A 24,494-nucleotide genomic window follows, 5' to 3' on the forward strand; every position below is an offset into this window, starting at 1 on the left:
GGAGCGCTCGTCGTCCCCGGGGGCGGCACCGCTCACTAGGATCGCCGGAATGGGGATCTTCGCCACGCAACGCCTGGTCGTCCGGAACTGGACCGCCGACCCGGCCGACCTGAACCGGATCTTCGACATCTACTCCCGCCCCGAGGTCACCCGCTGGCTGGGCGCGCCCGGCCTGCCGCTGACCGCGCCGGCGCAGGCCGCCGACCGGCTGGCGGCGTGGCGTGAGCGGCACGCGGGGCACGGCGACCGGTACGGCACGTGGGCGATCGAGGTGCGCGACACCGGCGTGGTGGTCGGCACGGTGCTGCTCAAGCCGCTGCCCGGGCGGGACGAGAACGTGCCGACCGAGGACATCGAGGTGGGCTGGCACCTGCACCCCGACTCGTGGGGCCACGGGTACGCCACCGAGGCCGCCCGGGCGGCGGTGGCGCGCGAGTTGGCCGCCGGTACCCGCGAGGTCTACGCGGTGGTGGCGCCGGGCAACACCGCGTCGATGGCGGTGGCCCGCCGGCTCGGCATGACCCACGTGGGCCGCCGCACGGACTGGTACGGCGGCGAGTCCCTGGAGACCTTCGTGCTGACCGCTGCCGGGGACTGAGCCGTTCGACGCCCAGCCCGCCTGCTCCGCGTCGAGATCTTGCGGGAACCGGGGCACCTTCCCGTCAAGATCTCCACGCGCCTCCGGCGAAGCGCGGCAGTACAGCTACGCGACCTCGACGAAGTCGAGTTCCGCCCAGCGGCTCAGGTGGGTGAACCGGAGCGTGTTGAAGCCCGCGTTCAGCGTGACGTCCACCCCCACCTGCCGCCAGACGTCCCAGCCCGTGTTGGAGTAGGTGACGACCTTCGGGTTAGCGCCGTTGACCGTCAGCGTGTGCTGGGCGTCGCCGTAGCCGGCCGCGTAGGCGACGTGCGCGCGGTACCCGCCGGCCCGGGGCGCGAAGACGGTCACCTCGACCCAGCTGTCCGCGTAGTCGATGTACGCCACCACCTGGCCCTGCGACGTGTTGGGCGCGGCGCGTACCGCGCAGTTGCTGAGCGTGCCGCGTTCGGCCTCGTACCGCACCCGGCTGCCCCGCACCACGGGGTTGCCGCCGGCCCAGCCCAGCGCCGCGACGTACATGCCGCGCGCGGAGTAGTTGTTGATCCAGCCGTGGAACACGATGTGGTCGCCGCCGGCCTCGCGGACCACGTCCGCGCCGCCCGGCCCCCGCACGGCGGAGTCCAGCGACGCCGTGGTCATCAGCGAGCGGTACGCCTTGGTGTACGGGCCGGTCAGCGAGGTCGACGTGGCGTAGCTGGTCTGGTAGCCGTCGCCGCCGTAACCGCCGAGCGAGTAGAACAGCACGTACTGCGCGCCGACCTTGGTCAGCACCGGCGCCTCGATGATGCCGCCCTCCTCGGCGCGACCGCTGCGCAGCAGCTCGACGCGGGCGCCCTGGAGGGTCACGCCGTCGGCGGCGACCCGTTGCAGCCAGAGGCTCGTCGGCTGGCCGATGGCGTTGCCGTCGTCCTTGTAGAGCAGGTAGCGCAGGCCGGTGCTGTCCGTGAAGCTCGCCGCGTCGATGTCGCCGCCCTCGCCGGCGTTGCAGACCAGCGGCCCGGTGCCGACGGAGGTGAACGGCCCGAGCGGGGAGGCGGCCAGCGCGGCGCCGAGGCACTGCCGGCCGGTGGCCCGGCTGCGGGCGGTGTAGTAGAGCAGGTAGCGCCCGTCGGCCCGCTGCGACACGTCGGGTGCCCAGGTGAGGCCCCCGTTGGCCCAGGCGCCGAGGGTCGGCATCGCGTCTGGTCGCCTGGTCCACGCCCCGGTCAGCGAGCTGGCCGTGGCGACGGGGACGTTGCCGTGGCCGTTGTTCGTCGAGTACGCGTAGTAGGTGCTGCCGAACTTGACGACGTCGGGGTCGGGGAAGTCGCTGGCGATGACCAGCGAGGGTGTGGTGGTGGCGGCCTGGGCCACGCCCGGGCTGACGAGCAGGGGAGCGGCGACCAGCAGGGCCGCCAGCCAGACGAGACCTCTTCGCATGCCGAAATTCAACCATGACGATCGATGTATTGAAAGAAAGCTGCGTGCGCCGGGCCGGGGGTCAGCCGGCGGCGGACCCGGTGTGCGATCCCGTGCGGCGGGGGCTGCGGCGGCTAGGCTGACCTGAGCAGAATGTCCGCTGAGGGGGTGAGCCCGGATGGCCCAGGCAGCTTTCGCGCCCGAGCCGGCGCCGCAGCCCACCGAGCCGTCGTTCGACGTGCTGCGGTGGCGCGACGAGCCGTGGACCGCCCAGCTCGCCCTCGACCTGTTGCCGGAGACCAACGGCCCCAAGGTTGAGGTCCTGAGCGGAAGCGTGATCGTGACCCCGCACGCCGGAATCGACCACCAGTCGGTGGAACGTGAGTTGCCCTATCTGCTGCACCGTGCCGCCCGCAGGGCGGGCCTGTGGGTCTACCCCGAGATCAACGTGGTCTCGGGCAGGGACCTCTTCATTCCCGACGTCGCCGTGCTCCGGTCCTCGGGCGGTGGCCGACCGGCCGTCGACATCGGTCAGGCCGTTCTGCTGGGCGAGATCGTGTCACCGGGTAACCGTCGCAAGGACGTCATCGACCGGCCGCGGGAGTACGCCGCCGCTGGCGTGCCGTTCTTCCTCCGGGTCGATCTGCGAAACCGGGTGCCGACCATGGCCCTGTTCAAGCTGACCGAGGGGGAGTACACGCCGCTGAGCGCGGCGGCGGCCGGCAGCACCTTCACCATGATCGAGCCGTTCGCGTTCGCCGTCGACCCGGCCGACCTCCTCGACGAGGAGGCACTCGAGGGAGACGAGGAAGCGCCGGAGGACGGCGAGGAGAGCGCGGCGGGGCAGGCCGACGCCGAGGGTTGAGGCTCCCAGCGGGGGCACAGCGACGGTGGGGAAGAATGGCCCGGTGACTTCGCCCCGGGAACTCGTCCTGCTCGGCTCCACCGGTTCGATCGGCACACAGGCCATCGATATCGCGCGGCGCAACCCGGACCGCTTCCGGGTGGTGGCGCTCGGTGCCGGCGGCGGCAACGTCGAGCTGCTCGCCGCCCAGGCCCTCGAACTGCGCGTCGAGGCGGTCGGCGTGGCGAAGGCGTCCGCCGCGCAGGACCTCCAGCTCGCCTTCTACGCCGAGGCGAGCCGGCGCGGCTGGGCCACCGGCGACTTCAAGCTGCCCAAGATCGTGGCCGGCCCGGACGCGATGACCGAGCTGGCGCAGTGGCCCTGCGACGTGGTGCTCAACGGCGTGGTCGGCTCGCTCGGGCTCGCGCCGACGCTGGCCGCGCTGCGCGCCGGGCGTACGCTCGCGCTCGCCAACAAGGAGTCCCTCGTCGCCGGCGGCTCGCTGGTGAAGGCCGCCGTGACGCGGCCGGAGCAGCTCGTCCCCGTCGACTCGGAGCACTCGGCGCTGGCCCAGTGCCTGCGCGGCGGCGCCCGGGGCGAGGTGCGGCGGCTGGTCGTCACCGCCAGCGGCGGGCCGTTCCGGGGCAGGCGGCGCGACGAGTTGACGCGGGTCACGCCCGAGCAGGCGCTGGCCCACCCGACCTGGAACATGGGACCGGTCGTCACGATCAACTCCGCCACGATGGTCAACAAGGCGCTGGAGGTGATCGAGGCGCACGAGCTGTTCGACGTGCCGTACGCCGACATCGCCGTGATGGTGCACCCGCAGTCGGTGATCCACTCGATGGTCGAGTTCACCGACGGGTCCACCCTCGCCCAGGCCAGCCCGCCCGACATGCGGCTGCCGATCGCGCTGGGCCTCGGCTGGCCGGACCGGGTGCCCGACGCCGCAGCCGCCGTCGACTGGACGAAGGCCCACACCTGGGAGTTCGCGCCGCTGGACGACGAGGCGTTCCCGGCGGTGGCGCTGGCCAAGGCCGCCGGCGAGGCCGGCCGCTGCCGGCCGGCGATCTACAACGCGGCGAACGAGGAGTGCGTCGCGGCGTTCGTGGCCGGCCGGCTGCCCTTCCTCGGCATCGTCGACACCCTCCGGCGGGTGCTGGAGGACGCTCCCGACTTCGACGAACCAGGTACCGTCGAGGACGTGCTCGCGGCGGAGTCGTGGGCGCGCGCGCACGCGCAGGAGATCATCATCGCGGGTTCGGTGGAAGGAGCTTGATGGCGTACCTGCTCGGGGTGGTGCTCTTCGCCCTCGCGATCCTCGTCTCGGTGAGCCTGCACGAGGCGGGGCACCTGCTCACCGCCAAGGCGTTCGGGATGAAGGTCACCAAGTACTTCGTCGGATTCGGCCCCACGCTCTGGTCCTTCAAGCGGGGTGAGACCGAGTACGGCGTCAAGGGCATCCCGCTCGGCGGCTTCTGCAAGATCGTCGGAATGACCCCCCAGGACGACGACGTCGACCCGGCCGACGAGCCGCGCGCGATGTGGCGGTTCCCGGTCTGGAAGCGGACGATCGTGATGTCCGCGGGCTCGATCACCCACTTCGCCCTCGCCGTGATCGCCCTCTGGATCATCGCGATCAGCGCCGGCCTGCCCAACCCGCAGTTCCCGAGCACCGAGGCGGAGATCCGCAAGGAGCCGGCGGTCATCCAGCTGTCGAAGTGCGTGGTCCCGGAGAACGCCCTGCGCGAGTGCACCGCCGCCGACCCGGCCAGCCCCGCCGCCCAGGCGCAACTGCGCGACGGCGACCGGATCACCGCCATCAACGGCACGACGATCGACGACTACGGGCAACTGCTCACCACGCTGCGCAGCCTCAAGCCGGGCGACACGGCGCAGATCGCGTACGTGCGTGACGGGCAGCCGGCCACGACCAGCACGGTGCTCGCGCAGACCCAGCGGCCCCCGCTCGACGACCCGAAGGGCCAGGTCGCCCCGGTCGCCGCGCTCGGCGTCGGCCTCGTGCCCAGCACCCCGACCCGGGTGACGTACGGGCCGGTCGGCGCGGTCGGTGCGACCGCCGACTTCACCGGCGACATGGCGGTCAACACGTACGAGGCGATGAAGCGCATCCCGCAGAAGGTCCCCGCCCTGTGGGCGGCGATCACCGGCGAGGAGCGGGACATCGACACCCCGATCAGCGTGGTCGGCGCCAGCCGGCTCGGCGGCGAGGCCGTCGAGAACGACGCCTGGCTGCTGTTCTTCATGCTCTTCGTCTCGCTGAACTTCTTCATCGGCGTGTTCAACCTGCTGCCGCTGCTGCCCCTCGACGGCGGGCACATCGCCATCGCCTGGTTCGAGCGGGCCCGCTCCTGGCTCTACGCCCGCATCGGCCGCGCCGACCCCGGACGCGTCGACTACCTCAAGCTCATGCCCCTCACGTACGCGGTGATCCTGATCGGTGGCGTGTTCACGCTGCTGACCATCACCGCGGACGTCGTCAACCCGATCACGCTCTTCTCAAGGTGAGTGCCTGAAGTGACCGCTGTCAGTCTCGGTATCCCCGCCGTACCGCCCCCGCCGCTCGCCCCGCGCCGGGTCAGCCGCCAGATCATGGTCGGTCCGGTCCCGGTCGGCGGGGGCGCGCCGGTGTCGGTGCAGTCGATGACCACCACCCTCACCTCCGACGTCAACGCCACGCTCCAGCAGATCGCCGAGCTGACCGCGTCCGGCTGCCAGATCGTCCGGGTCGCCGTGCCCAGCCAGGACGACGTGGAGGCGCTGCCCGCGATCGCGCGGAAGTCGCAGATCCCGGTGATCGCCGACATCCACTTCCAGCCGAAGTACGTCTTCGCCGCGATCGACGCCGGCTGCGCGGCGGTCCGGGTCAACCCGGGCAACATCCGTCAGTTCGACGACAAGGTCAAGGAGATCGCCAAGGCGGCCGGCGACGCGGGCGTACCGATCCGGATCGGCGTCAACGCCGGTTCGCTGGACAAGCGGCTGCTCGCCAAGTACGGCAAGGCCACCGCCGAGGCGTTGGTCGAGTCGGCGCTGTGGGAGTGCTCGCTGTTCGAGGAGCACGGCTTCCGCGACATCAAGATCTCGGTCAAGCACAACGACCCGGTGGTCATGATCCGGGCGTACCGCCTGCTGGCCGAGAAGTGCGACTACCCGCTGCACCTGGGCGTCACCGAGGCCGGTCCGGCCTTCCAGGGCACCATCAAGTCGGCGGTCGCCTTCGGCGCGCTGCTGGCCGAGGGGATCGGCGACACGATCCGGGTCTCCCTGTCGGCCCCGCCGGTGGAGGAGATCAAGGTCGGCAACCAGATCCTGGAGTCGCTCGGGCTGCGCGAGCGGGGCCTGGAGATCGTCTCCTGCCCGTCCTGCGGCCGGGCCCAGGTCGACGTCTACAAGCTCGCCGAGGAGGTCACCGCCGGCCTGGAGGGGCTGCCGGTGCCGCTGCGGGTCGCCGTGATGGGCTGCGTGGTGAACGGCCCGGGCGAGGCCCGCGAGGCCGACCTCGGGGTGGCCTCCGGCAACGGCAAGGGCCAGATCTTCGTCAAGGGCAAGGTGGTCAAGACCGTGCCCGAGGCGCAGATCGTGGAGACCCTGATCGAGGAGGCGCTGCGCATCGCCGACGAGATGGGCGCCGAGCTGCCCGAGGAGCTGCGCGGCCTGCTCCCCGGCGCCACCGTCAGCGTGCACTGAACCGTCCCGCAGTCGGCCCGTCCGGTGCCGGCGCCGTGGTCCCACTCGTCACACGGCCCGCGCGGCACCGGGCGGATCTGGCAGGCTGGTATCCGTGCTGACGGTGCCGGTACGGCAACTGGGGGAGTCGGAGCGCCGCGCGGTCGAGCGGCTGCTCGACCTCGACCCGTTCGCGGGCGCGCAGGTCGCCGAGCGGGTCACCGCGCGTGGCCTGGCCTGGTGGCGCGCCGAGGGACGCGTGCTGGGCTACGGCAGCCGCCGCAACCTGGAGTCGATCTGCTGGCTGGGCGGCAACCTCACCCCCGTGCTCGCCACCGAGCCGGCCGTCGCCGCCTACGCCGACCTGCTGGCCGGCGAGGAGCGGCTCTGCTCGTCGATCGTGGGCCGGGCCGACGCGGTGCTCGGCCTCTGGGACCGGCTCTCCGCCGTCTGGGGGCCGGCCCGGGACGTACGCCCCAACCAGCCGTTGCTGGCGACCGAGTCGCTGCCCGCGCTGCGGGCGGACCCGCAGGTGCGACTGGTGCGCGCCGGCGAGATCGACCGGCTCTTCCCGGCGGCGGTGGCGATGTACACCGAGGAGGTCGGCGTGTCGCCGCTCGCCGACGACGGCGGGCGCGGCTACCGGCGGCGGGTCACCGACCTGGTCCGGACGGGCCGGGCGTACGCCCGGTTCATCGACGGTCAGGTGGTGTTCAAGGCCGAGCTGGCGGTGGTGACCCGCCGGACCGCCCAGGTGCAGGGCGTCTGGGTGGCCCCCGAGTGGCGGGGCCGGGGCATCGCGTCGGCGGCCATGGCGGCGGTGGTGCGCGACGCGCTGCTGCGGGTCGCCCCGACCGTCAGCCTCTACGTCAACGACTTCAACCTCCCGGCGCGCCGGGTCTACGAGCGCTGCGGTTTCCGCCCGGTCGGCACGCTCGCCACCGTGCTCTTCTGAGCCACCGGCGACGGCAGCGACCCGGACGCGCTGCGGGCGCGGGCGCGTACGGCGTCCGCCCGCGGGTCGGGCCCCGACGTCGCGACCGGCACACCCCCGACCCTCCGTCCGGCGCACGCCCTCGGCACCGGTGTCCGGGCAGGTGAACGGCCGGTAAATGCGTTGAGCCGGCCGGCTTCACCGAGCAGGCTGGATGCTCCGCCCGATCTGCCCGAAGGGACTCCGTCATGCGTCTGCTCCGGGACATGTGGGCCACCTCGCCCCGCCGAATGGCGATCGTGACCTGCCTGATCGTGCTCGGCGCCGGCGGTCAGGCCGCCGCCGCCGCGCTGGCGGGCCCCGTCCTGGTGCACCGCGCCGCCGGGTTCTTCGCGCTGCTCGCCGTCGCGCTGGTCGCGGCCGTCCTCACCGACCTCGCGGTGAGCCTGCTGATGGCCGGGCTGACCGCCGACTGGTCCGCCGACGTGCGCCGCCGGCTGTGTCGGGTCGCGCTCGGGCAGGACCTGCCGACCCTGGAGACCACCCCGGTCGGCGAACTGCTCGACCGCATCGACGGCGACGTCTACCAGGTCGCCGCCGCGGTGCGCAACCAGGGCGTACGGATCGCGCAGGGCCTCGCCGCGGGCGTGCTGTCGACCGTCGTCGCCCTCGCGGTGTGGTGGCCGGCCGGCGTCGGGATGCTGGTGCTGACCGTGCTGCTGGCCCTCGGCCTGCGCAAGCCCACGGCGCGGATCGGTCCCGCCCGGATGGCCGAGGAGGAGGCCTGGTCCGACCTCGCCGCGGTGATGGAGGAGGCGATCCACGGCCAGGACGACGTACGCACCAGCCTGGCCCGGCCGTACGTGCTGCGCCTCTACGCCCGGCGGGCCGCCGAGGTGCTCAGTCGCGGGGTGCGCGTGTGGCGGATGTCGGCCCAGGTCACCACCGTGGCCGCCGGCGTGATCCGGGCCGGGGTCGCGGCCGTGGTGCTCGGCGGCGCGTGGGCGCTGGTCACCGGCCGGGTCGACGGCGCCCGGCTCACCGCGATCTGGCTGCTGGCCATCGGCTTCGGCATGACCGTCGAGCACGTCAGCCGGATGGTGCCCGAACTCCAGTACGCACTCGGCGCCTGGGGGCGGGTGCAGCTGCTGGCGGGCTCCCGGCAGGAGCCCGTGGGCGGGGGCGTCCCGGTCGAGGGCGACCTGGTGGTGCGGGGCCTCACCTTCCGCTACGGGGGCGCCGACGACGGGCGCGGCCCCGCGCTGCGCGACGTCGACCTGACCTTCACCCGGGGCCGCTCGTACGCGCTGGTCGGCCGGACCGGCTCCGGCAAGTCCACCCTGGCGAAGGTGCTCACCCGGGCCGTAGACGTGCCGTCGGGCACGGTCTTCCTGGCCGGCGACGACGTGTGCGGCCTCGACGTCGAGGCGCTGCGCCGGTGGATCGCCGTGGTGCCCCAGCGCACCGAGATCCTCGCCGGGACCCTGGCCGAGAACGTCGCGCTGTTCGATCCGGAGCTGCTCGACGCCGCCGCCCGGGCGCTGTGCGAGCTGGGCCTCGACGGCTGGATCGCCGAGCTGCCCGCCGGGTTGCAGACCCGGTTGGGCGACGGCGGGCACGTGCTCTCGGCCGGGCAGGAGCAGCTGGTCGCCTTCGCCCGGATCCTGGTGCGCGACCCGCACGTGGTGATCCTCGACGAGGCCACCGCCCGCCTCGACCCGGTCACCGAGGCGCGGGTGCAGCAGGCCACCGAGCGGTTGCTGCGTGACCGGATCGGCATCGTCATCGCCCACCGCCTCTCCTCCGTACGCCGCTGCGACGAGGTGGTGGTGATGGCCGACGGAGCGGTCGTCGAGGCCGGGCCGCTGGACTCCTCGGAACGCTTCGCCGAGCTGCTCGCCACCAGCCACGCCACCGCGTACGCCCACGCGGCGCCGGGTGGCCGCTCCGGCGGGGTCGACCTGCTGACCGGCCCGTCGGAGCCGTGGCCGAGCACCGGCCGCGACGAGGCACTCCCACCGGAGGCACCCCTTCCCGGGCCGCCGGCCGTCTCGTCGGCCACGTCCTCGGTAGTGCCGCCGGTCGGGGCGTCGGTCGTGCCGCCGGCCACGTCCTCGGCTGGACCGCCGGCCACGTCCTCGGTAGTGCCGCCGGTCGGGCCGGCCCCCGCGATCCCGGCGGAGTCCGCCGGGTCGGTCGACGGCCGGGCGGACGGGGGCGGGTCCGCGGCCTCCGGGGACCCGGTGTCGACCTCCCCGCGCGGGCTGCGCGAGCTGCGGGAGATCCTGCGGCTGTGCCTCAACGACGCGCGGTACGGGCTGGCCTCGCTGGCGTTGTTCCTGCTGCTCGTGCTCCTCGGGCTGGAGGGGCCGGTGCTGCCGTGGCTCTGGGCGGACGTGGTCGACGGCACCGGTGACCCGTGGAAGCCCGCGCTGGGGATCGTCGTCGGCCTGCTGGTGACCCTGCCGGTGCCGTACCTCAACGGCCTGCGCTTCCCGCAGTGGTGGGTCCGGCAGATGCTGCGGATCAGCCTGCGCCTGGTGCACGGCCAGACCGGACCCCGCCGGGTCAGCCGGCACACGCCGGCGGAGGTGGTGGCCCAGGGCGGCGACACCGAGCGGGTGGTGCAGCTCGCCGACAACCTGATGGACCAGGGGCTCTCGCTGCTGCTCCTGGTCACGATGACCGCCGTCACCGGCAGCGTGGTGCCGGGGCTCTTCTTCGCGGGCACGATGCTGGTCTCCGGGCTGGCCGCGACGCTGTTCGGCCCCCACCTGGAACGTTGCGCGCGGGCCACCGTCGCGGCGCGGGCCGCGTTCGCCACCGCGCTGGTCTCCTCGCTGTCGGCCGCCCGTACGGTCAAACTCGCCGGCGCCACCCGCCCGGTGCTGGCCCACCTGGCCGACCTCGACGTGGTGCGCAGCGACCGGCAACGCCGGGAGATCTCCGTGCAGGTCTGGTCCCGGTCGACCCCGTCGCTGGTCAGCGGCCTGCTGCCGATCGGCGCGTGGGCGCTCTTCCTGGCCGGGCACCTCTCGGCCGGCGCCACCCTGGTCGCGGTCGCCACCCTGGCCGCCGCCCGCTGGTTCGCCTGGACGACGGCCTCGCTGATCTCGCAGATCCCGTCGGCGCGGGTGTGGACCCGGCGGACGGTGGCGATGACCGGTGTGGAGGCATACTCGGCGTCGGTGCCGGGGGTGGACCTCGGCGCGGGGACGGCCCCGGCTCCCGTGGTGCCGCCCCGGCACCCGTTGCATCGGCTGGAGTTGACCGGCTTCGGCGTCCGGCACACCGACGGGACGGTGGCCGTACGCGACGTCGACCTGACGGTGGAACGCGGGCAGCTGGTGCTGGTCGTGGGCCCGGTCGGTTCGGGCAAGTCGTCGCTGCTGCGGGCGCTGGCCGGCATCGCCCCGCACACCGGGCGGCTGACCTGGAACGGCGACCCCGTCACCGAGCCGGAGCTGTTCCTGCGTCCCCAGCAGGTGGGCTACGTCGGCCAGCTGCCCCGGGTGCTATCCGGCACGGTGGCCGACAACATCACCCTCGGCCACCAGGTGGACGCCGCGGCGGCGGTGTCGACCGCCCAGCTCGCCCACGACCTGGCGGCGGCCGGCGGCGGGCTCGGGCTGCTGATCGGGCACAAGGGCACCCGGCTCTCGGGCGGTCAGTTGCAGCGCCTCGCGCTGGCCCGGGCGCTCGCCCCGCGTACGGAGCTGCTGGTGGCCGACGACGTCTCCTCGGCGCTGGACGTCACCACGGAGCTGGCGCTGTGGCAGGCGCTGCGCGAGCACGGGGTGACCGTGGTGGGTTCGACGTCGAAGCGGGCCGCCCTGGTGCGGGCCGACCACGTCGTGGTCCTGCGCTCCGGCACGGTCGCCGCCCAGGGGCCGTGGCACGACCTGGAACCCCAGTGGTCCCACCTGGCCGGCTGACCCACCCACCCCACCCACCCCCCCGGCCCACCCACCCCACCCCCGGCCCACCCCGCCCCGGCCACGTCGATCATGAGGTTGGCGGCACGGATGGAGATCGACATCGCCGCCAACCTCATGATCGACGTGGGGGGCGGCGGGGCAGGGGGTGAGGGTGGGGTGGGGTCAGGCGCGGGCGTACTGGGCGGGCCAGGCGGGGGTGACGCCGAGCTTGGCGGCCGCCCGGTGCGGCCAGTACGGGTCGCGCAGCAGCTCCCGTCCGAGCAGGACCAGGTCGGCGTCGCCGGACGCGACGATCTCCTCGGCCTGCCCCGGCTCGACGATGAGGCCGACCGCACCGGTGGCGATTCCCGCCTCCCGGCGTACCCGGGCGGCCAGCGGCACCTGGTAGCCCGGGCCGACCGGAATGCTCGCGGTGGCCGAGGCGCCGCCAGAGGAACAGTCGACCAGGTCCACCCCGGCAGCGGCCAGCTCACCGGCGAGCACCACGCTGTCCGCGGGCGTCCAGCCCGCCGGCTCCCAGTCGGTGGCCGAGATGCGGGTCAGCACGGGCACGTCCTCGCCGACTGCCGCACGGACCGCCCGCGCCACGTCCAGGGTCAGCCGCATCCGGCCGGCCCGATCCCCGCCCCAGCCGTCGTCGCGGTGGTTCGTCAGCGGGGAGAGGAACTCGTGCAGCAGGTAGCCGTGCGCGGCGTGGATCTCCACGGCCGCGAACCCCGCGTCGACCGCCCGACCGGCCGCCGCCGCGAACGCCTCGACCACGCCGGCGATCCCCGCCTGGTCCAGCGCCGTCGGCACCCGGTAGTCCGGAACGAAGGGCGCGGCCCCCGGGCCGACCGGCGTCCAACCCCCCTCGGCGTCGGGCACCCCGCCCCGCCGGGGCGCCCACGGCCGGTACGTCGACGCCTTGAACCCGGCGTGCGCGAGCTGCACGACCGGCACCGCGCCGTGCGCGGCGACGAACGCGGTCACCGGCCGCCAGGCGTCGACGTGCGCCCCGGACCAGAGCCCGGTGTCCTGCGGGCTGATCCGCCCCTCGGGCAGTACGGCGGTGGCCTCGGTCATCACCAGGCCGGCACCGCCGACCGCGCGGGCGCCCAGGTGCACCAGGTGCCAGTCGGTGGGCAGGCCGTCCGGGCCGGCCGTGTACTGGCACATCGGCGCCAGGGCGATCCGGTTGGGCAGGGTCACCGTGCGCAGGGTCAACGGGGTGAACAGGACACTCATGTGGTCATCCTCTCCGGAGGCGGGGCGGGCCCGCGGTGGGCCCCCCGGCGTCGTCGGGTCGCTCGTTCGCGGCGGGTGGCTCAGGCAGGTACGGGGGCCGGTTGCCCGGCCCGGCGCGGCCCGGTGTCGACGTCGGTCGGGGCGAGCAGCGGGCGCCGGCCGGCCGAGTCGTACGCGGCCCGGTCCAGGGTGCCCTCGCGGGCGGCGACGATCGTCGGGACCAGCGCCTGACCGGCGACGTTGGTGGCGGTGCGGATCATGTCCAGGATCGGGTCGATCGCCAGCAGCAGGCCGGCGCCGGCCAGCGGCAGGCCCAGCGTGCTCAGGGTCAGGGTCAGCATCACGATCGCGCCGGTCAGGCCGGCGGTGGCGGCCGAGCCGACCACCGATACGAAGGCGATCAGCAGGTAGTCGGTGATCCCGAGCTGCACCCCGAAGACCTGGGCGACGAAGATCGCCGCCAGCGCCGGGTAGACCGCCGCGCAGCCGTCCATCTTCGTGGTGGCGCCGAACGGCACCGCGAACGAGGCGTACTCGCGGGGGACGCCGAGGCGCTCGACCGAGCGCTGGGTCACCGGCATCGTGCCCACCGAGGAGCGGGAGACGAAGGCCAGCTCGATCGCGGGCCAGGCGCCCGCGAAGAAGCGCAGCGGGTTGAGTCGGCCGGCGCCCACCAGCAGCAGCGGGTAGACCACGAAGAGCACGATCGCGCAGCCGACGTAGACGGCGGTGGTGAACTTGGCGAGCGGGGCCACCAGGTCCCAGCCGTACGAGGCGACGGCGTTGCCGATGAGGCCGAGCGTGCCGATCGGGGCGAGCCGGATGACCCACCACAGCGCCTTCTGGACGATCTCCAGCAGCGCGCGGTTGATCGCCACGAACGGCTCCGCGGGCTCGCCCACCAGCAGGGCCGCCGCGCCGACGACGAGGGCCAGGAAGACGATCTGGAGCACGTTGCCGTCCACGAACGCGCCGACCGGGTTGGTCGGCACGATGCCGGTGAGGAAGTCGGTCCACGAGCCGGTCTTCGCCGGCGCGGCGGCGCCGGCGGTGTCGAGGGTGACGCCCCGGCCCGGGTCGGTGAGCACGCCGAGGCCGATGCCGACGCCCACCGCGATCAGCGCGGTGACGCCGAACCAGAGCAGGGTCTTGAGCGCCAGCCGGGCGGCGTTGGTCACGCCGCGCAGGCTGACCACGCTGACCACGATGGCGGTGAAGACCAGCGGCGGCACGGCCAGCTTGAGCAGTTGGACGAAGAGGCCGCCGACGGTGTCGAGGGTGCTGGCGAGCCAGCTCAGGTCGTTGGCGCGGGCGAGGAAGCCGAGCGCCACGCCGAGGACGAGACCGAGCAGGATCTGCACGGAGAAGGGGATCTTGCGCAGGGCGGAAGCCATGAGGGTGTGTCCCAGGTCTGGAGGGTCGGTACGGGCAGCGTCAGGAGAGCGGCTGCGCCGGACAGACGCCGCTGGCCTGCAGTCGGAGGTCGACATACAGGCGCACGGTCAGGTGCCAGACGTTGGTCATCGCCCGCCGAGGCTAACGCCGGCTGTCGATGCAGCGGAAGGAGTCCGTGCGGTGACGCTCCTTACAGCGCGGCCCCGGGACGGATCTCTCCCCGGCGCGAAGGTGGGGCTGGTCCCCTACCGGCGGAGCGCGACGGCGGTCGCGGTGGCCGCACCCCACAGGACGGCCACCAGCAGCAGCAGCCGCTCCAGGACGGCGATCAGGCCGCCGCGCCCCACGAAGACCAGGGCCACGGCGGTCGCGGCCGCCAGCGGCAGGGCCGCCGCCAGGGCCACCGCGGCCAGCCGGCGCAGCGTCGACGGCGCGGCCCGGGTCAGCGTGACCGCCAGCATCGCGAGGACCACCGCGGCCACGGCGAGGATGCTCGCCGCGCCGTGCACCAGGTCCGCCGTGGTCGCCCGCTCGAACGGCGGCAGCGGGCAGCCGGCGCTGCACGTCACCGCCCCGGAGACCAGCGCGAAGACGCTCCCGGCCGCGAGCAGCCCGGCCGCCGCCCGCAGCACCGGGGGCAGCGCCGCCGCGAGCAGCAACAACCCGGCCGCCAGGGCGAAGACCCCGATCCGGTACGCCGGGGCGTACGCGCTGTCGGTGACGCCCGCCTCGCTGACGTACCCGGTCAGGCCCGGCCCCGGACCGGCGACCACGGCGACGGTCACCGCGACCGCGCCCCCGACCACGCAGGCGGCGGAGGCCGACGCGGCGGCGGCCCGGGGCGGTGCGGTGCGCGGGCCGGCCCGGCGCGGCTCAGCCACGCCCGTGCGGCGTGGTCCAGCCGGAGGTGTCGGGGCCGAGCGGGACGATCCCCGTCGGGTTGATCGCCGCGTGGGTGCCGTAGTAGTGCCGCTTGATGTGGTCGAAGTCGACCGTCTCGCCGAAGCCCGGCGTCTGGAACAGGTCCCGCGCGTACGCCCAGAGCACCGGCATCTCGGTCAGCTTGTGCCGGTTGCACTTGAAGTGACCGTGGTACGCCACGTCGAAGCGGACCAGGGTGGTGAAGAGCCGCACGTCGGCCTCGGTGATGGCGTCGCCCATCAGGTAGCGGCGCCCCGCGAGCCGCTGCGACAGCGCGTCGAGCCGCGCGAAGAGGGCCGTGAACGCCTCCTCGTACGCCGCCTGGGAGGTGGCGAAGCCGCACCGGTAGACGCCGTTGTTGACGTCGCGGTGGATCTCCGCCATCAGGGCGTCCAGCTCCGGCCGCAGCGCCTGCGGGTAGAGGTCCGGTGCCCCCGGCCCGTGCAGGCCGCGCCACTGCGTGGACAGGTCCAGGGTGAGCTGCGGATAGTCGTTGGTGACCACCCGGCCGGTGCGCGTGTCGACCAGCGCCGGCACGGTGACCCGCCCGGTGTAGTCGGGGTCGGTGGCGAGGTAGGCCTCGGAGAGGAAGCCGATGCCGAGCACCGGGTCGAACCCGTCCGGGTCGAGGGCGAACCGCCAGCCCCGCTCGTCGCGGATCGGGTCCACGGTGCCGAGGGAGATCGCGTCCTGAAGGCCGAGCAGGTCGCGTACGATCCGGGCCCGGTGCGCCCACGGGCAGGCCCGGCACCAGATCAGCCGGTAGCGTCCCGCCTCCAGCGGCCAGCGGCCCCGCGCGTCGGGCCCGCCTCCGGGCGGGGAGTCGGAGTCCGGGGTGACCCGACCGGTGAACCGGTTGGGTTGGCGGACGAACGCGCCGCCGCCGCTGGTCTCTGCGCTGAACTGGGCCCGGGCCATGCCGCCAACCTATCCGCCGCCCGCGCGGATATCCTGGCTGCCGGGCGTCCCCGCGACCCGGAACCGCCCCGCCCCCGCCCTTCCCACCCCCCCCGAAGGATCGCGCTGATGACCGTGGCATACCTGGTGGCCGGTGTCCGCACCCCGATCGGCCGGTACGCCGGCGCCCTCGCCGGCGTCCGCCCCGACGACCTGGCCGCGCACGTGATCCGCGAGCTGGTCGGCCGGCACCCGTCGGTGGACTGGGCGCGGGTGGACGACGTGGTCCTGGGCTGCGCCAACCAGGCCGGCGAGGACAACCGCAACGTGGCACGGATGGCGGCGCTGCTCGGCGGGCTGCCCGAGGAGGTGCCCGGCAGCACCGTCAACCGGCTCTGCGGCTCCGGCCTGGACGCCCTCGCCACGGCGGCCCGTTCCGTCGTCGCCGGCGAGGCCGACCTCGTGGTGGCCGGCGGGGTGGAGAGCATGAGCCGCGCCCCGTTCGTGATGCCGAAGGCGACCACCCCGTTCTCCCGCACCGCCGAGGTCTACGACACCACGATCGGCTGGCGGCTGGTCAACCCGCTGATGAAGGAGCACTGGGGCATCGACTCCATGCCGGAGACGGCGGAGAACGTCGCCGCCGAGTACGGCGTCAGCCGCGCCGAGCAGGACGAGTTCGCGTACCGCTCGCAGCAGCGGGCCGCGAAGGCACAGGCCGACGGCCGGTTCGCCGAGGAGATCGTCGGCGTGACCGTGCCGGCGGGTCGGCGCGAGACGAAGCTCGTCGAGGTCGACGAGCACCCCCGGGAGACCTCGCTGGAGAAGCTCGCCGCGCTGCCCACCCCGTTCCGCGAGGGCGGCACGGTGACCGCCGGCAACTCCTCGGGCGTCAACGACGGCGCGGTGGCGCTGCTGGTCGCCTCGGAGGCGGCCGTGGCCCGCTACCACCTGACCCCGCTGGCCCGGGTCGCCGGGGCCGCCGCGGCCGGCGTACCGCCGCGCGTGATGGGCGTCGGGCCGGTGCCGGCCACCCGCAAGCTGCTCGACCGCCACGGCCTGGGCCTCGACGCGGTCGACGTGATCGAGCTGAACGAGGCGTTCGCGGCGCAGTCCGTCGCGGTGCTGCGCGAGCTGGGCCTGCCGACCGACGCCGAGCACGTCAACCCGAACGGCGGGGCGATCGCGCTCGGGCACCCGCTCGGCGCGAGCGGAGCCCGGCTGGCGCTGACGGCCGCGCTGGAGCTGCGCCGCCGGGGCGGCCGGCGGGCGCTGGCCACCATGTGCGTCGGCGTCGGGCAGGGCATCTCGCTGCTGCTCGAGGCGGCCTGACCCACGTGGGCCGGGCTGCCGGGCACCTACGGGGGTTCCGACCCGCGCGTGCGCGTCGGGCGCCCCGACCGTGACGGGTCGGTCCGGTGCGTCGTACGGACCGTGACGAGGGCCGGAAGGGCCGACGAAGTGGGTCATGGGACCTCCCGGAGGCGGGAGTTCGCGGCCTAGAGTGGTGAGCACCACACGACCCGCGGGTCGGCCGGTGCCCCGCGTGCCCCACGCACCCCGGCACCGGTCCCCTCCCGCACCGCGGCGACGACCATGAGGTGCAGCAGTGCAGATGCCGGACGGACTTCCCGCCGAGATCGACCTGTCCCGGCCGAGCGCGGCCCGGGTCTACGACTACTTCCTCGGTGGGGCGCACAACTTCGAGATCGACCGGCAGCTCGCCGAGCAGATCGCGAGCATGACCCCGAACCTGGCGGCGACCATGCGCGCCGGTCGGGAGTTCCTGCGTCGCGCCGTACGGACGCTGCTCGACGCCGGTATCGACCAGTTCCTCGACATCGGCTCCGGCATCCCCACCGTCGGCAACGTGCACGAGGTCGCCCAGGCGGCCAACCCCAAGGCTCGGGTGGTCTACGTCGACATCGACCCGGTCGCGGTGGCGCACAGCCGTGAGCTGCTCGCCGGCGACGAACTGACCGGGGTGATCCACGGCGACCTGCGCGAGCCGGAGCGGATCCTGGCCGGGGCCCGTGACCTCGGGCTGCTCGACTTCAACCGGCCGCTGGGCATCCTGCTCGCCGGGGTGGTGCACTTCATCGGAGACGCCGACCGCCCCGGCGACGTCCTGGCCACCCTCCGGGCCGCCGCGGCGCCGGGCAGCCACCTGGTGATCTCGCACTCCACGTTCGAGGACCAGCCGCAGGAGATGCTCGACGCGCAGCGCCTCTCCGCGCGTACCGACACCGAGATCACGCTGCGCTCCCGTGCCGAGGTGACGAGCTTCTTCGGCGACTGGACGCTGCTGGAGCCGGGCGTGGTGCACATGCCGCTGTGGCGCCCCGACTCGCCCTCCGACGTGGACGAGCACCCGGAGCGGTTCGGCGCCTTCGGCGGCGTCGCCCGGTACGACCAGCCCACCGCCTGATCCGATGGCCGCCGTCCCGGAGCCCGGCGGCGACGACCTCAGCCGGTCGGGCGCCCAGCGGTACGCGGCCGAGTGGGCCCGGGCGGTGCGCCGGCTCGGTTTCGTGCCGCTCAGCGCGGCCGAGACCGAACGGCTGCTGCACCTGCACACCGTCCGGCTCGCCCAGGCCCTGCTGGCCGAGCCGTTCTCGGCCCTGCCGGCCGAGGAGGTGGGGCGCGCGCTGGTCGAGGAGCACCTGACCGAGCCCCGGGTGCTCGACTGGTCGGTGCGGGCCCTCGGCGACCGGTTCGCCGCCCGGGTGCTGCCGGGCCGGGCCCACCGGGACGAGACGGCGGAACGGGTCGCAGCGTTGCAGGGCGGGCTCGCCGCCGGCTTCGCCCGGGCCCTGCGCGACCGTACCTTCGCCCAGCAGGAGCGGATCGCCCGCTCCGCCTGGCAGGCCCGCGACGACGTGGAGCAGGCCCTGCGCGACAGCGAGGCCCGGTTCCGGGCGGTCTTCGTGGGCGCGGCCACGGGGATCGGCATCGCCGGTGTCGACGGTCGGATCATCGACGTCAACCAGGCGTTCGCGGGCATGCTCGGCTACTCCATCGAGGAGCTGCGGCAGACCAACGTGGCCGCGCTGTTCCACCCCGACGACGCGGCCGGGATGTGGGAGCTCTACCAGGAGCTGATCGAGGGCAAGCAGGACAGGGCCCGGGTGGAGAAGCGCTACTACCGCAAGGACGGCAGCGTGGTCTGGACGGACCTGTCCGTCTCGTTGATCCGCCACGACGACGGCCGGCCCCGGTTCACCGTCGCGATGATCGAGGACATCACCGAGCGGTACGAGCTCCAGCAGCGGCTGCGCTTCCAGGCGCTGCACGATCCGCTCACCGGGCTGCCCAACCGGACCCTGTTCTTCGAGACCCTGGGCCGGGTCTTCGACGTCGCCGACGCGACCCAGCGTGTCGGGGTCTGCTTTCTCGACCTGGACGGCTTCAAGGCGGTCAACGACAGCCTCGGCCACGACCTGGGCGACCGGCTGCTCGTGGTGATCGCCCGGCGGCTGGCCGACTGCGTCGCCGGCCGGGGCCACCTCGTCGCCCGGATGGGCGGGGACGAGTTCGTCATCCTGGTCGACGACGGCGCCGGGATCGACGACGCGGTGCGGGTCGCCGAGGTGGCCCTGGCGGCGGTGTCCGCCCCGGTCCGCATCGGCGAGCACCAGCTCGCGGTGTCGGCGAGCATCGGCATCGTCGAGTGCCCGGTCGGCGGGACGAGCGCCTCGGAGCTGATGAAGGCCGCCGACACCACGCTCTACTGGGCCAAGGCGGAGGGGCGCGGCCGGTGGGCGGTCTACGACCCGGAGCGCGGCGCCCGCGACATCGCCCGCTCCGCCCTCGCCGCCGGGCTGCCGGCGGCGCTGGACCGGGGCGAGTTCGTGGTGCACTACCAGCCCATCGTGTCCCTGCTGGAGGGCTCGATGCTGGCGGTGGAGGCGCTGGTGCGCTGGCAGCACCCCGAGCTGGGGCTGATCGGGCCGGACCGCTTCATCGGGCTGGCCGAGGAGACCGGCCTCATCGTCCGGCTCGGCGAGTGGGTGCTGCGGCAGGCCTGCCGGGACGCCGAGGCGTGGCGGCGCGAGTTCCCCCGGGCCCAGCTGGTCGTGAGCGTCAACCTGGCCGCCCGGCAGGCCGACGACCCGGGGATCGTCGACACCGTCGCCGACGCGCTGACGTCCACCGGGCTGCCGGCGGACCTGCTGCAACTGGAGCTGACCGAGAGCGCGGTGATGGGCACCGCCGGGGAGCCGCTGCGGTCGCTGCACCGGCTGGCCACCCTGGGCGTGCGGATGGCCATCGACGACTTCGGCACCGGCTACTCCAACCTGGCGTACCTGCGCCGGCTGCCGATCCACTGCCTGAAGCTGGCGGGGCCGTTCGTCGAGGGCATCCGGGGCGAGGACGCCGACGCGACGGCCGACCACCGCGACGAGCGGATCGTGGACGCGCTGGTCCGGCTGGCGCACGCGCTGGAGCTGTGGGTGACCGCCGAGGCGGTGGAGACCGGGGTGCAGGCGGAGCGGCTGCGCGCGCTGCGCTGCGACACCGGGCAGGGACGGTTCTTCGGCCCACCCGCCCCGGCGAGCGAGATCACCGAGCGGCTGCGCGCCGAGGAGCGGGGAGCGACGGCATGAGCCTTACGGACAGCGAGGCGGCGGTCGGCGTACTCGCCGGGATCGCGATCCTCGCCGGGCTCGCCGGCGTGGTGGTGCCCGGCCTGCCGGCGCTGCCGCTGTGCTGGGGCGGGGTGCTGATCTGGGCGGTCTTCGGTGGCGCCGGGCCCGGCCGCTGGGCGGTGCTCGCCGCCGCGACCGTGGTCGTGGCCGGCGGCACCGTCGTCAAGTACGCCTGGCCGGGGCGGAACCTGAAACGTACCGGCGTGCCCACCTCCTCGCTGCTCGCCGGGGGGCTGCTGGGACTGGTCGGCTTCTTCGTGGTCCCGGTGGTCGGGCTGGTGCTCGGCTTCGTCGGCGGGGTGTGGGTGGCGGAGCGGCTGCGCCTGGGCGACTCCCGGCTGGCCTGGCCGGCGACGAAGCAGGCGGTGGCGGCGGCCGGCCTGTCCATGCTGGTCGAGTTCCTCGCCGGCCTGCTCGTCGCCGGGCTCTGGGTGGCGGGCCTGCTACTCACCTGAGCCGGCGCGGTGCGGGTGCGGCGCGTGCGAGGCGGTGCAGCGGTGCGAGGCGGTGCAGCGCGGTGTGGGGCAGGGGGCGCGGCAGCGCGGTGCGGCGACGGCGCGGGGCGGGCGTCGGGTACGGCGCAGCGCCGTACGGTGAGAGAGAGGTGACGTGCCCCGCGCCGCCGCGTGCCGGGCGGTCCGAGCGCCCGGCGGTGGCCCGTCGCGATCGGGCCTGGTCACGGGCTCAAGCATGCGTCGGACCAGCCGAAACGGCAACCAATTTGCCCGGTTGCCCGGTGGCCCGGTGGGTCGACGCGGGCGCCGGGCGGGCCGGCACGGGGGTGCCCCATCCGACCACCTGTCGAGCTGCCCCACGAGGCGGGGCGTCCGGCCCCCGCCATGGCCGGTTCGCGTCGGCCTCGTGGTTCGCGTCGGCCCCGTGGTTCACGCCGGCCTCGTGGTTCGCGCCGACCCCGTGGTCCGCGCCGTTCCTGGCCCCGCGCCGTTCCTCGCCCCGCGCCGGCCCTCACCCCGTGCTGGTCCCCGCCCCGAGCCGGCCTCTACCCCGCGCCGGCCCTCACCCCGCGCTGGCCCCCGCTCGCGTCGACCCGCTCGGCTCGGCCCGGGCTCGTCGGGCACGGTGCGCGGCGGTCTCATGGACGGGGCAGCTCGACAGGGCGCGGCCGGCAACCCCGGCGCCGGGGCGGTTGCCGGGACGCCGGGCGGGGCATTGACGGGCATCCGGTAAGCCAGTAGACCTTGGTGATGGAGGCCCGCCGATGAGAAGAGCTCCGCTCACGTTGGAACAGCTGCGGGTCGCCGTCGCAGAGGGTGAGATCGATACCGTGGTGCTGGCCCTGGTCGACATGCAGGGCCGGTTGCAGGGCAAGCGGTTCCACGCGCCCTACTTCCTCGACGAGGTGGCCGCCCACGGCAGTGAGGGCTGCAACTACCTGCTGGCCGTCGACGTCGACATGAACACCGTCGACGGGTACGCGATGTCGAGCTGGGAACGCGGCTACGGCGACTTCGCCATGGTGCCGGACCTCGACACGTTGCGCCGGGTGCCCTGGCAGCCGGGCAGCGCGCTGCTCCTGGCCGACCTGGCCTGGCTGGACGGCTCCCCGGTCGTCGCCTCGCCCCGGCAGATCCTGCGCCGGCAGCTCGACCGGCTGGCCGCGCACGGACTGACCGCGTACGCCGGCACCGAGCTGGAGTTCGTGCTGTTCCGCGACTCGTACGAGGACGCCTGGCGGCGCGGCTACCGCGACCTGACGCCCGCGAACCAGTACAACGTGGACTACTCCCTGCTCGGCACCGCCCGGGTCGAGCCGCTGCTGCGCCGCATCCGGCGGGAGATGGCCGGGGCGGGGCTCACCCCGGAGAGCGCCAAGGGGGAGTGCAACCTCGGCCAGCACGAGATCGCCTTCCGCTACGACGAGGCGGTCGCCTGCGCCGACCACCACGTGATCTACAAGAACGGGGCGAAGGAGATCGCCGCCCAGGAGGGCATGTCGATCACCTTCATGGCCAAGCCGAACGAGCGCGAGGGCAACTCCTGCCACATCCACTTCTCGCTGCGCGACGCCGACGGTCGCTCGGCGATGCTCGGCGACGGGCCGGCGCACCTGTCGACGACCGGGCAGCGGGTGCTGGCCGGGCTGCTGGCGACCATGCGCGAGTTCAGCCTCCTGTTCGCGCCGAACGTCAACTCGTACAAGCGCTACCAGCCCGGGTCGTTCGCGCCCACGGCGCTGCGCTGGGGCACGGACAACCGCACCTGCGCGTTGCGGCTGGTCGGGCACGGGCAGGGCATGCGGGTGGAGAACCGGGTGCCGGGCGCGGACGTGAACCCGTACCTCGCCATCGCCGCGCTGGTCGCGGGCGCGGTGCACGGCATCGAGCGGGAGCTGGAACTGGGTGAGGAGTGCACCGGCAACGCGTACGACGACCCGGCCGCCGAGCGGGTCCCCGGCACGCTGCGCGACGCCCTGGCCCTCTGGGAGGGCTCGACGCTGGCCGCCGAGGCGTTCGGGGACGAGGTGGCGGCCCACTACGCCAACCAGGCGCGGGTTGAGTTGACGGCCTTCGACGCCGCCGTGACGGACTGGGAACTCCACCGTGGCTTCGAACGCCTCTGACCCCGCCCCTGCGGCGGAGGCACCACGACTGCATGATCGACGTCGCGAAGGGGTGGGTACGTGAGCGAGGTGGTGGACCCGGCCACCGGGGAGGTCGTGGGACGCGTGGCTGCCACGTCGGCCGAGGAGGTCGACGCGGCCATCGCGCGCGCGGACGCGGCCTTCGTACGGTGGCGCGCGGTGGCTCCGGGGGAGCGGGCGCGGGTGTTGCGGCGCTTCGCGGCGGTCGTCGACGCGCACCTGGAGGAACTGGCGCGGCTGGAGGTACGCAACTCGGGGCACACCATCGGCAACGCGCGGTGGGAGGCGGGCAACGTCCGCGACGTCCTCGACTACTACGCGGGCGCGCCGGAGCGGCTGACCGGGCGGCAGATCCCGGTGCCGGGCGGGCTGGACGTGACCTTCCACGAGCCGCTCGGCGTGGTCGGCGTGATCGTGCCCTGGAACTTTCCGATGCCGATTGCCGCGTGGGGCTTCGCCCCGGCGCTCGCGGCCGGCAACACCGTGGTGCTCAAGCCCGCCGAGCTGACCCCGCTGACCGCCCTGCGCCTGGGCGAGCTGGCGCGCGAGGCGGGGCTGCCCGACGACGTGTTCACCGTGCTGCCGGGCGCCGGGTCGGTGGTGGGGGAGCGGTTCGTCACCCATCCCGCCGTACGCAAGGTCTGCTTCACGGGCTCCACGGAGGTGGGCACCCGGATCATGGCCGGCTGCGCCGCGCAGGTGAAGCGGCTGACGCTGGAACTGGGCGGCAAGAGCGCCAACCTCGTCTTCGCCGACGCCGACCTGGAACGGGCGGCGGCCACCGCCCCGTACGCCGTCTTCGACAACGCCGGCCAGGACTGCTGCGCCCGCTCTCGGATCCTGGTCCAGCGGCCGGCGTACGACCGGTTCCTGGAGCTGCTCGAACCGGCGGTGCGCGCGCTGCGGGTGGAGGACCCGGCCCGGGAGACCGCCGAGATGGGGCCGCTGATCTCCGCGGCCCAGCGGGACCGGGTGGCCGGGTACGTCGACGGGGCGAACGTGGCCTTCGCCGGCTCCCGCCCCGACGGCCCCGGCTTCTGGTACGCCCCGACGGTGCTGCTCGCCGACTCGCCCGCGGACCGGCACTGGCGCGAGGAGATCTTCGGCCCGGTCGTCTCGGTGCTGCCGTTCGACGACGAGGCCGACGCGATCCGGTTGGCCAACGACACCGAGTACGGCCTGTCGGGCTCGGTCTGGACCCGGGACGTGGGCCGGGCGGTGCGGGTGGCGCGGGCCGTGGAGGCGGGCAACCTCAGCGTCAACTCGCACTCCTCGGTGCGGTACTGGACGCCGTTCGGCGGGATGAAGCGCTCCGGGCTGGGCCGCGAGCTGGGCCCGGACGCGCTGCACGCCTTCACGGACGTCAAGAACGTGTTCATCGCGACGGAGGAGTGATCA

At 74.2% G+C, this 24,494-nt stretch carries 18 protein-coding genes; 13 read left to right on the forward strand and 5 right to left on the reverse strand.

What is annotated here, in order from left to right; genetic code table 11:
* The first annotated feature begins 49 nt into the window (after window positions 1-49).
* Window positions 50-598: a GNAT family N-acetyltransferase gene (locus CLT72_RS29950; protein ID WP_101414605.1), complete on the forward strand. Its 549-nt coding sequence runs from the start codon at window positions 50-52 to the stop codon at window positions 596-598.
* 105 nt (window positions 599-703) lie between these two features.
* Here CLT72_RS29950 and CLT72_RS29955 read toward each other — a convergent pair whose 3' ends face one another.
* Complete coding sequence (locus tag CLT72_RS29955) at window positions 704-2,020, reverse strand: family 43 glycosylhydrolase (protein ID WP_101414606.1); 1,317 nt, start codon at window positions 2,018-2,020, stop codon at window positions 704-706.
* A gap of 157 nt (window positions 2,021-2,177) precedes the next feature.
* Between CLT72_RS29955 and CLT72_RS29960 the strand changes: the two genes are divergently transcribed.
* From CLT72_RS29960 to CLT72_RS29985, 6 genes are all read left to right on the forward strand, one after another.
* Complete coding sequence (locus tag CLT72_RS29960; RefSeq protein WP_101414607.1) at window positions 2,178-2,864, forward strand: Uma2 family endonuclease; 687 nt, start codon at window positions 2,178-2,180, stop codon at window positions 2,862-2,864.
* Window positions 2,865-2,907: 43 nt separating this feature from the next.
* Window positions 2,908-4,122 carry a 1-deoxy-D-xylulose-5-phosphate reductoisomerase gene (gene dxr, locus CLT72_RS29965; protein WP_101414608.1) on the forward strand — a complete coding sequence of 405 codons (1,215 nt, stop codon included), beginning with the start codon at window positions 2,908-2,910 and terminating at the stop codon, window positions 4,120-4,122.
* Entirely contained in the window at window positions 4,122-5,372 is a 1,251-nt protein-coding gene (locus CLT72_RS29970; protein WP_101414609.1) for a M50 family metallopeptidase, read from the forward strand. Before dxr ends, CLT72_RS29970 begins: the two co-directional genes overlap by 1 nt.
* A 9-nt stretch (window positions 5,373-5,381) precedes the next feature.
* A complete protein-coding gene (ispG, locus tag CLT72_RS29975; RefSeq protein ID WP_101414610.1) occupies window positions 5,382-6,554 on the forward strand; it encodes a flavodoxin-dependent (E)-4-hydroxy-3-methylbut-2-enyl-diphosphate synthase in 1,173 nt (390 codons plus the stop codon).
* Between the two features lie 94 nt (window positions 6,555-6,648).
* Window positions 6,649-7,488, forward strand: a complete 840-nt coding sequence (locus tag CLT72_RS29980; protein ID WP_101414611.1) for a GNAT family N-acetyltransferase — start codon at window positions 6,649-6,651, stop codon at window positions 7,486-7,488.
* A 227-nt stretch (window positions 7,489-7,715) separates the two neighbouring features.
* Window positions 7,716-11,402, forward strand: coding sequence for an ATP-binding cassette domain-containing protein (locus tag CLT72_RS29985; RefSeq protein ID WP_101414612.1), 3,687 nt, complete (start codon window positions 7,716-7,718; stop codon window positions 11,400-11,402).
* Between the two features lie 165 nt (window positions 11,403-11,567).
* On the opposite strand, the gene CLT72_RS29990 is transcribed toward CLT72_RS29985, so the two are convergent.
* The 4 genes from CLT72_RS29990 to CLT72_RS30005 form a co-directional block, all read right to left on the reverse strand.
* Window positions 11,568-12,632, reverse strand: coding sequence for an NADH:flavin oxidoreductase/NADH oxidase (locus CLT72_RS29990; protein WP_101414613.1), 1,065 nt, complete (start codon window positions 12,630-12,632; stop codon window positions 11,568-11,570).
* An 80-nt stretch (window positions 12,633-12,712) separates the two neighbouring features.
* Window positions 12,713-14,014 (reverse strand): dicarboxylate/amino acid:cation symporter, encoded by a 1,302-nt coding sequence (locus tag CLT72_RS29995; protein ID WP_250100725.1) that lies wholly within the window; start codon window positions 14,012-14,014, stop codon window positions 12,713-12,715.
* 258 nt (window positions 14,015-14,272) lie between these two features.
* Window positions 14,273-14,908, reverse strand: coding sequence for a DUF998 domain-containing protein (locus CLT72_RS30000; protein WP_101414615.1), 636 nt, complete (start codon window positions 14,906-14,908; stop codon window positions 14,273-14,275).
* Window positions 14,901-15,866, reverse strand: a complete 966-nt coding sequence (locus tag CLT72_RS30005) for a glutathione S-transferase family protein (RefSeq protein ID WP_101414616.1) — start codon at window positions 15,864-15,866, stop codon at window positions 14,901-14,903. The genes CLT72_RS30000 and CLT72_RS30005 overlap by 8 nt, the downstream gene beginning before the upstream one ends.
* A 108-nt stretch (window positions 15,867-15,974) precedes the next feature.
* Here CLT72_RS30005 and pcaF point away from each other — a divergent pair, with 108 nt between their 5' ends.
* The 6 genes from pcaF to CLT72_RS30035 all read left to right on the forward strand — a co-directional run bounded on the left by pcaF (window position 15,975) and on the right by CLT72_RS30035 (window position 24,491).
* Window positions 15,975-17,177 (forward strand): 3-oxoadipyl-CoA thiolase, encoded by a 1,203-nt coding sequence (gene pcaF, locus CLT72_RS30010; RefSeq protein ID WP_101414617.1) that lies wholly within the window; start codon window positions 15,975-15,977, stop codon window positions 17,175-17,177.
* 277 nt (window positions 17,178-17,454) lie between these two features.
* On the forward strand, window positions 17,455-18,273 hold the full coding sequence (locus tag CLT72_RS30015; protein ID WP_101414618.1) for an SAM-dependent methyltransferase: 819 nt from the start codon (window positions 17,455-17,457) through the stop codon (window positions 18,271-18,273).
* A 4-nt stretch (window positions 18,274-18,277) separates the two neighbouring features.
* On the forward strand, window positions 18,278-20,452 hold the full coding sequence (locus CLT72_RS30020) for a putative bifunctional diguanylate cyclase/phosphodiesterase (RefSeq protein ID WP_101414619.1): 2,175 nt from the start codon (window positions 18,278-18,280) through the stop codon (window positions 20,450-20,452).
* Window positions 20,449-20,949: a DUF456 domain-containing protein gene (locus CLT72_RS30025; protein ID WP_101414620.1), complete on the forward strand. Its 501-nt coding sequence runs from the start codon at window positions 20,449-20,451 to the stop codon at window positions 20,947-20,949. Before CLT72_RS30020 ends, CLT72_RS30025 begins: the two co-directional genes overlap by 4 nt.
* Window positions 20,950-21,713: 764 nt before the next feature.
* Window positions 21,714-23,075 carry a glutamine synthetase family protein gene (locus CLT72_RS30030; protein WP_101414621.1) on the forward strand — a complete coding sequence of 454 codons (1,362 nt, stop codon included), beginning with the start codon at window positions 21,714-21,716 and terminating at the stop codon, window positions 23,073-23,075.
* Window positions 23,076-23,135: 60 nt separating this feature from the next.
* Complete coding sequence (locus CLT72_RS30035; RefSeq protein WP_101414622.1) at window positions 23,136-24,491, forward strand: aldehyde dehydrogenase family protein; 1,356 nt, start codon at window positions 23,136-23,138, stop codon at window positions 24,489-24,491.
* Window positions 24,492-24,494: the final 3 nt, after the last annotated feature.

The organism is Micromonospora sp. CNZ309 (assembly GCF_002846525.1).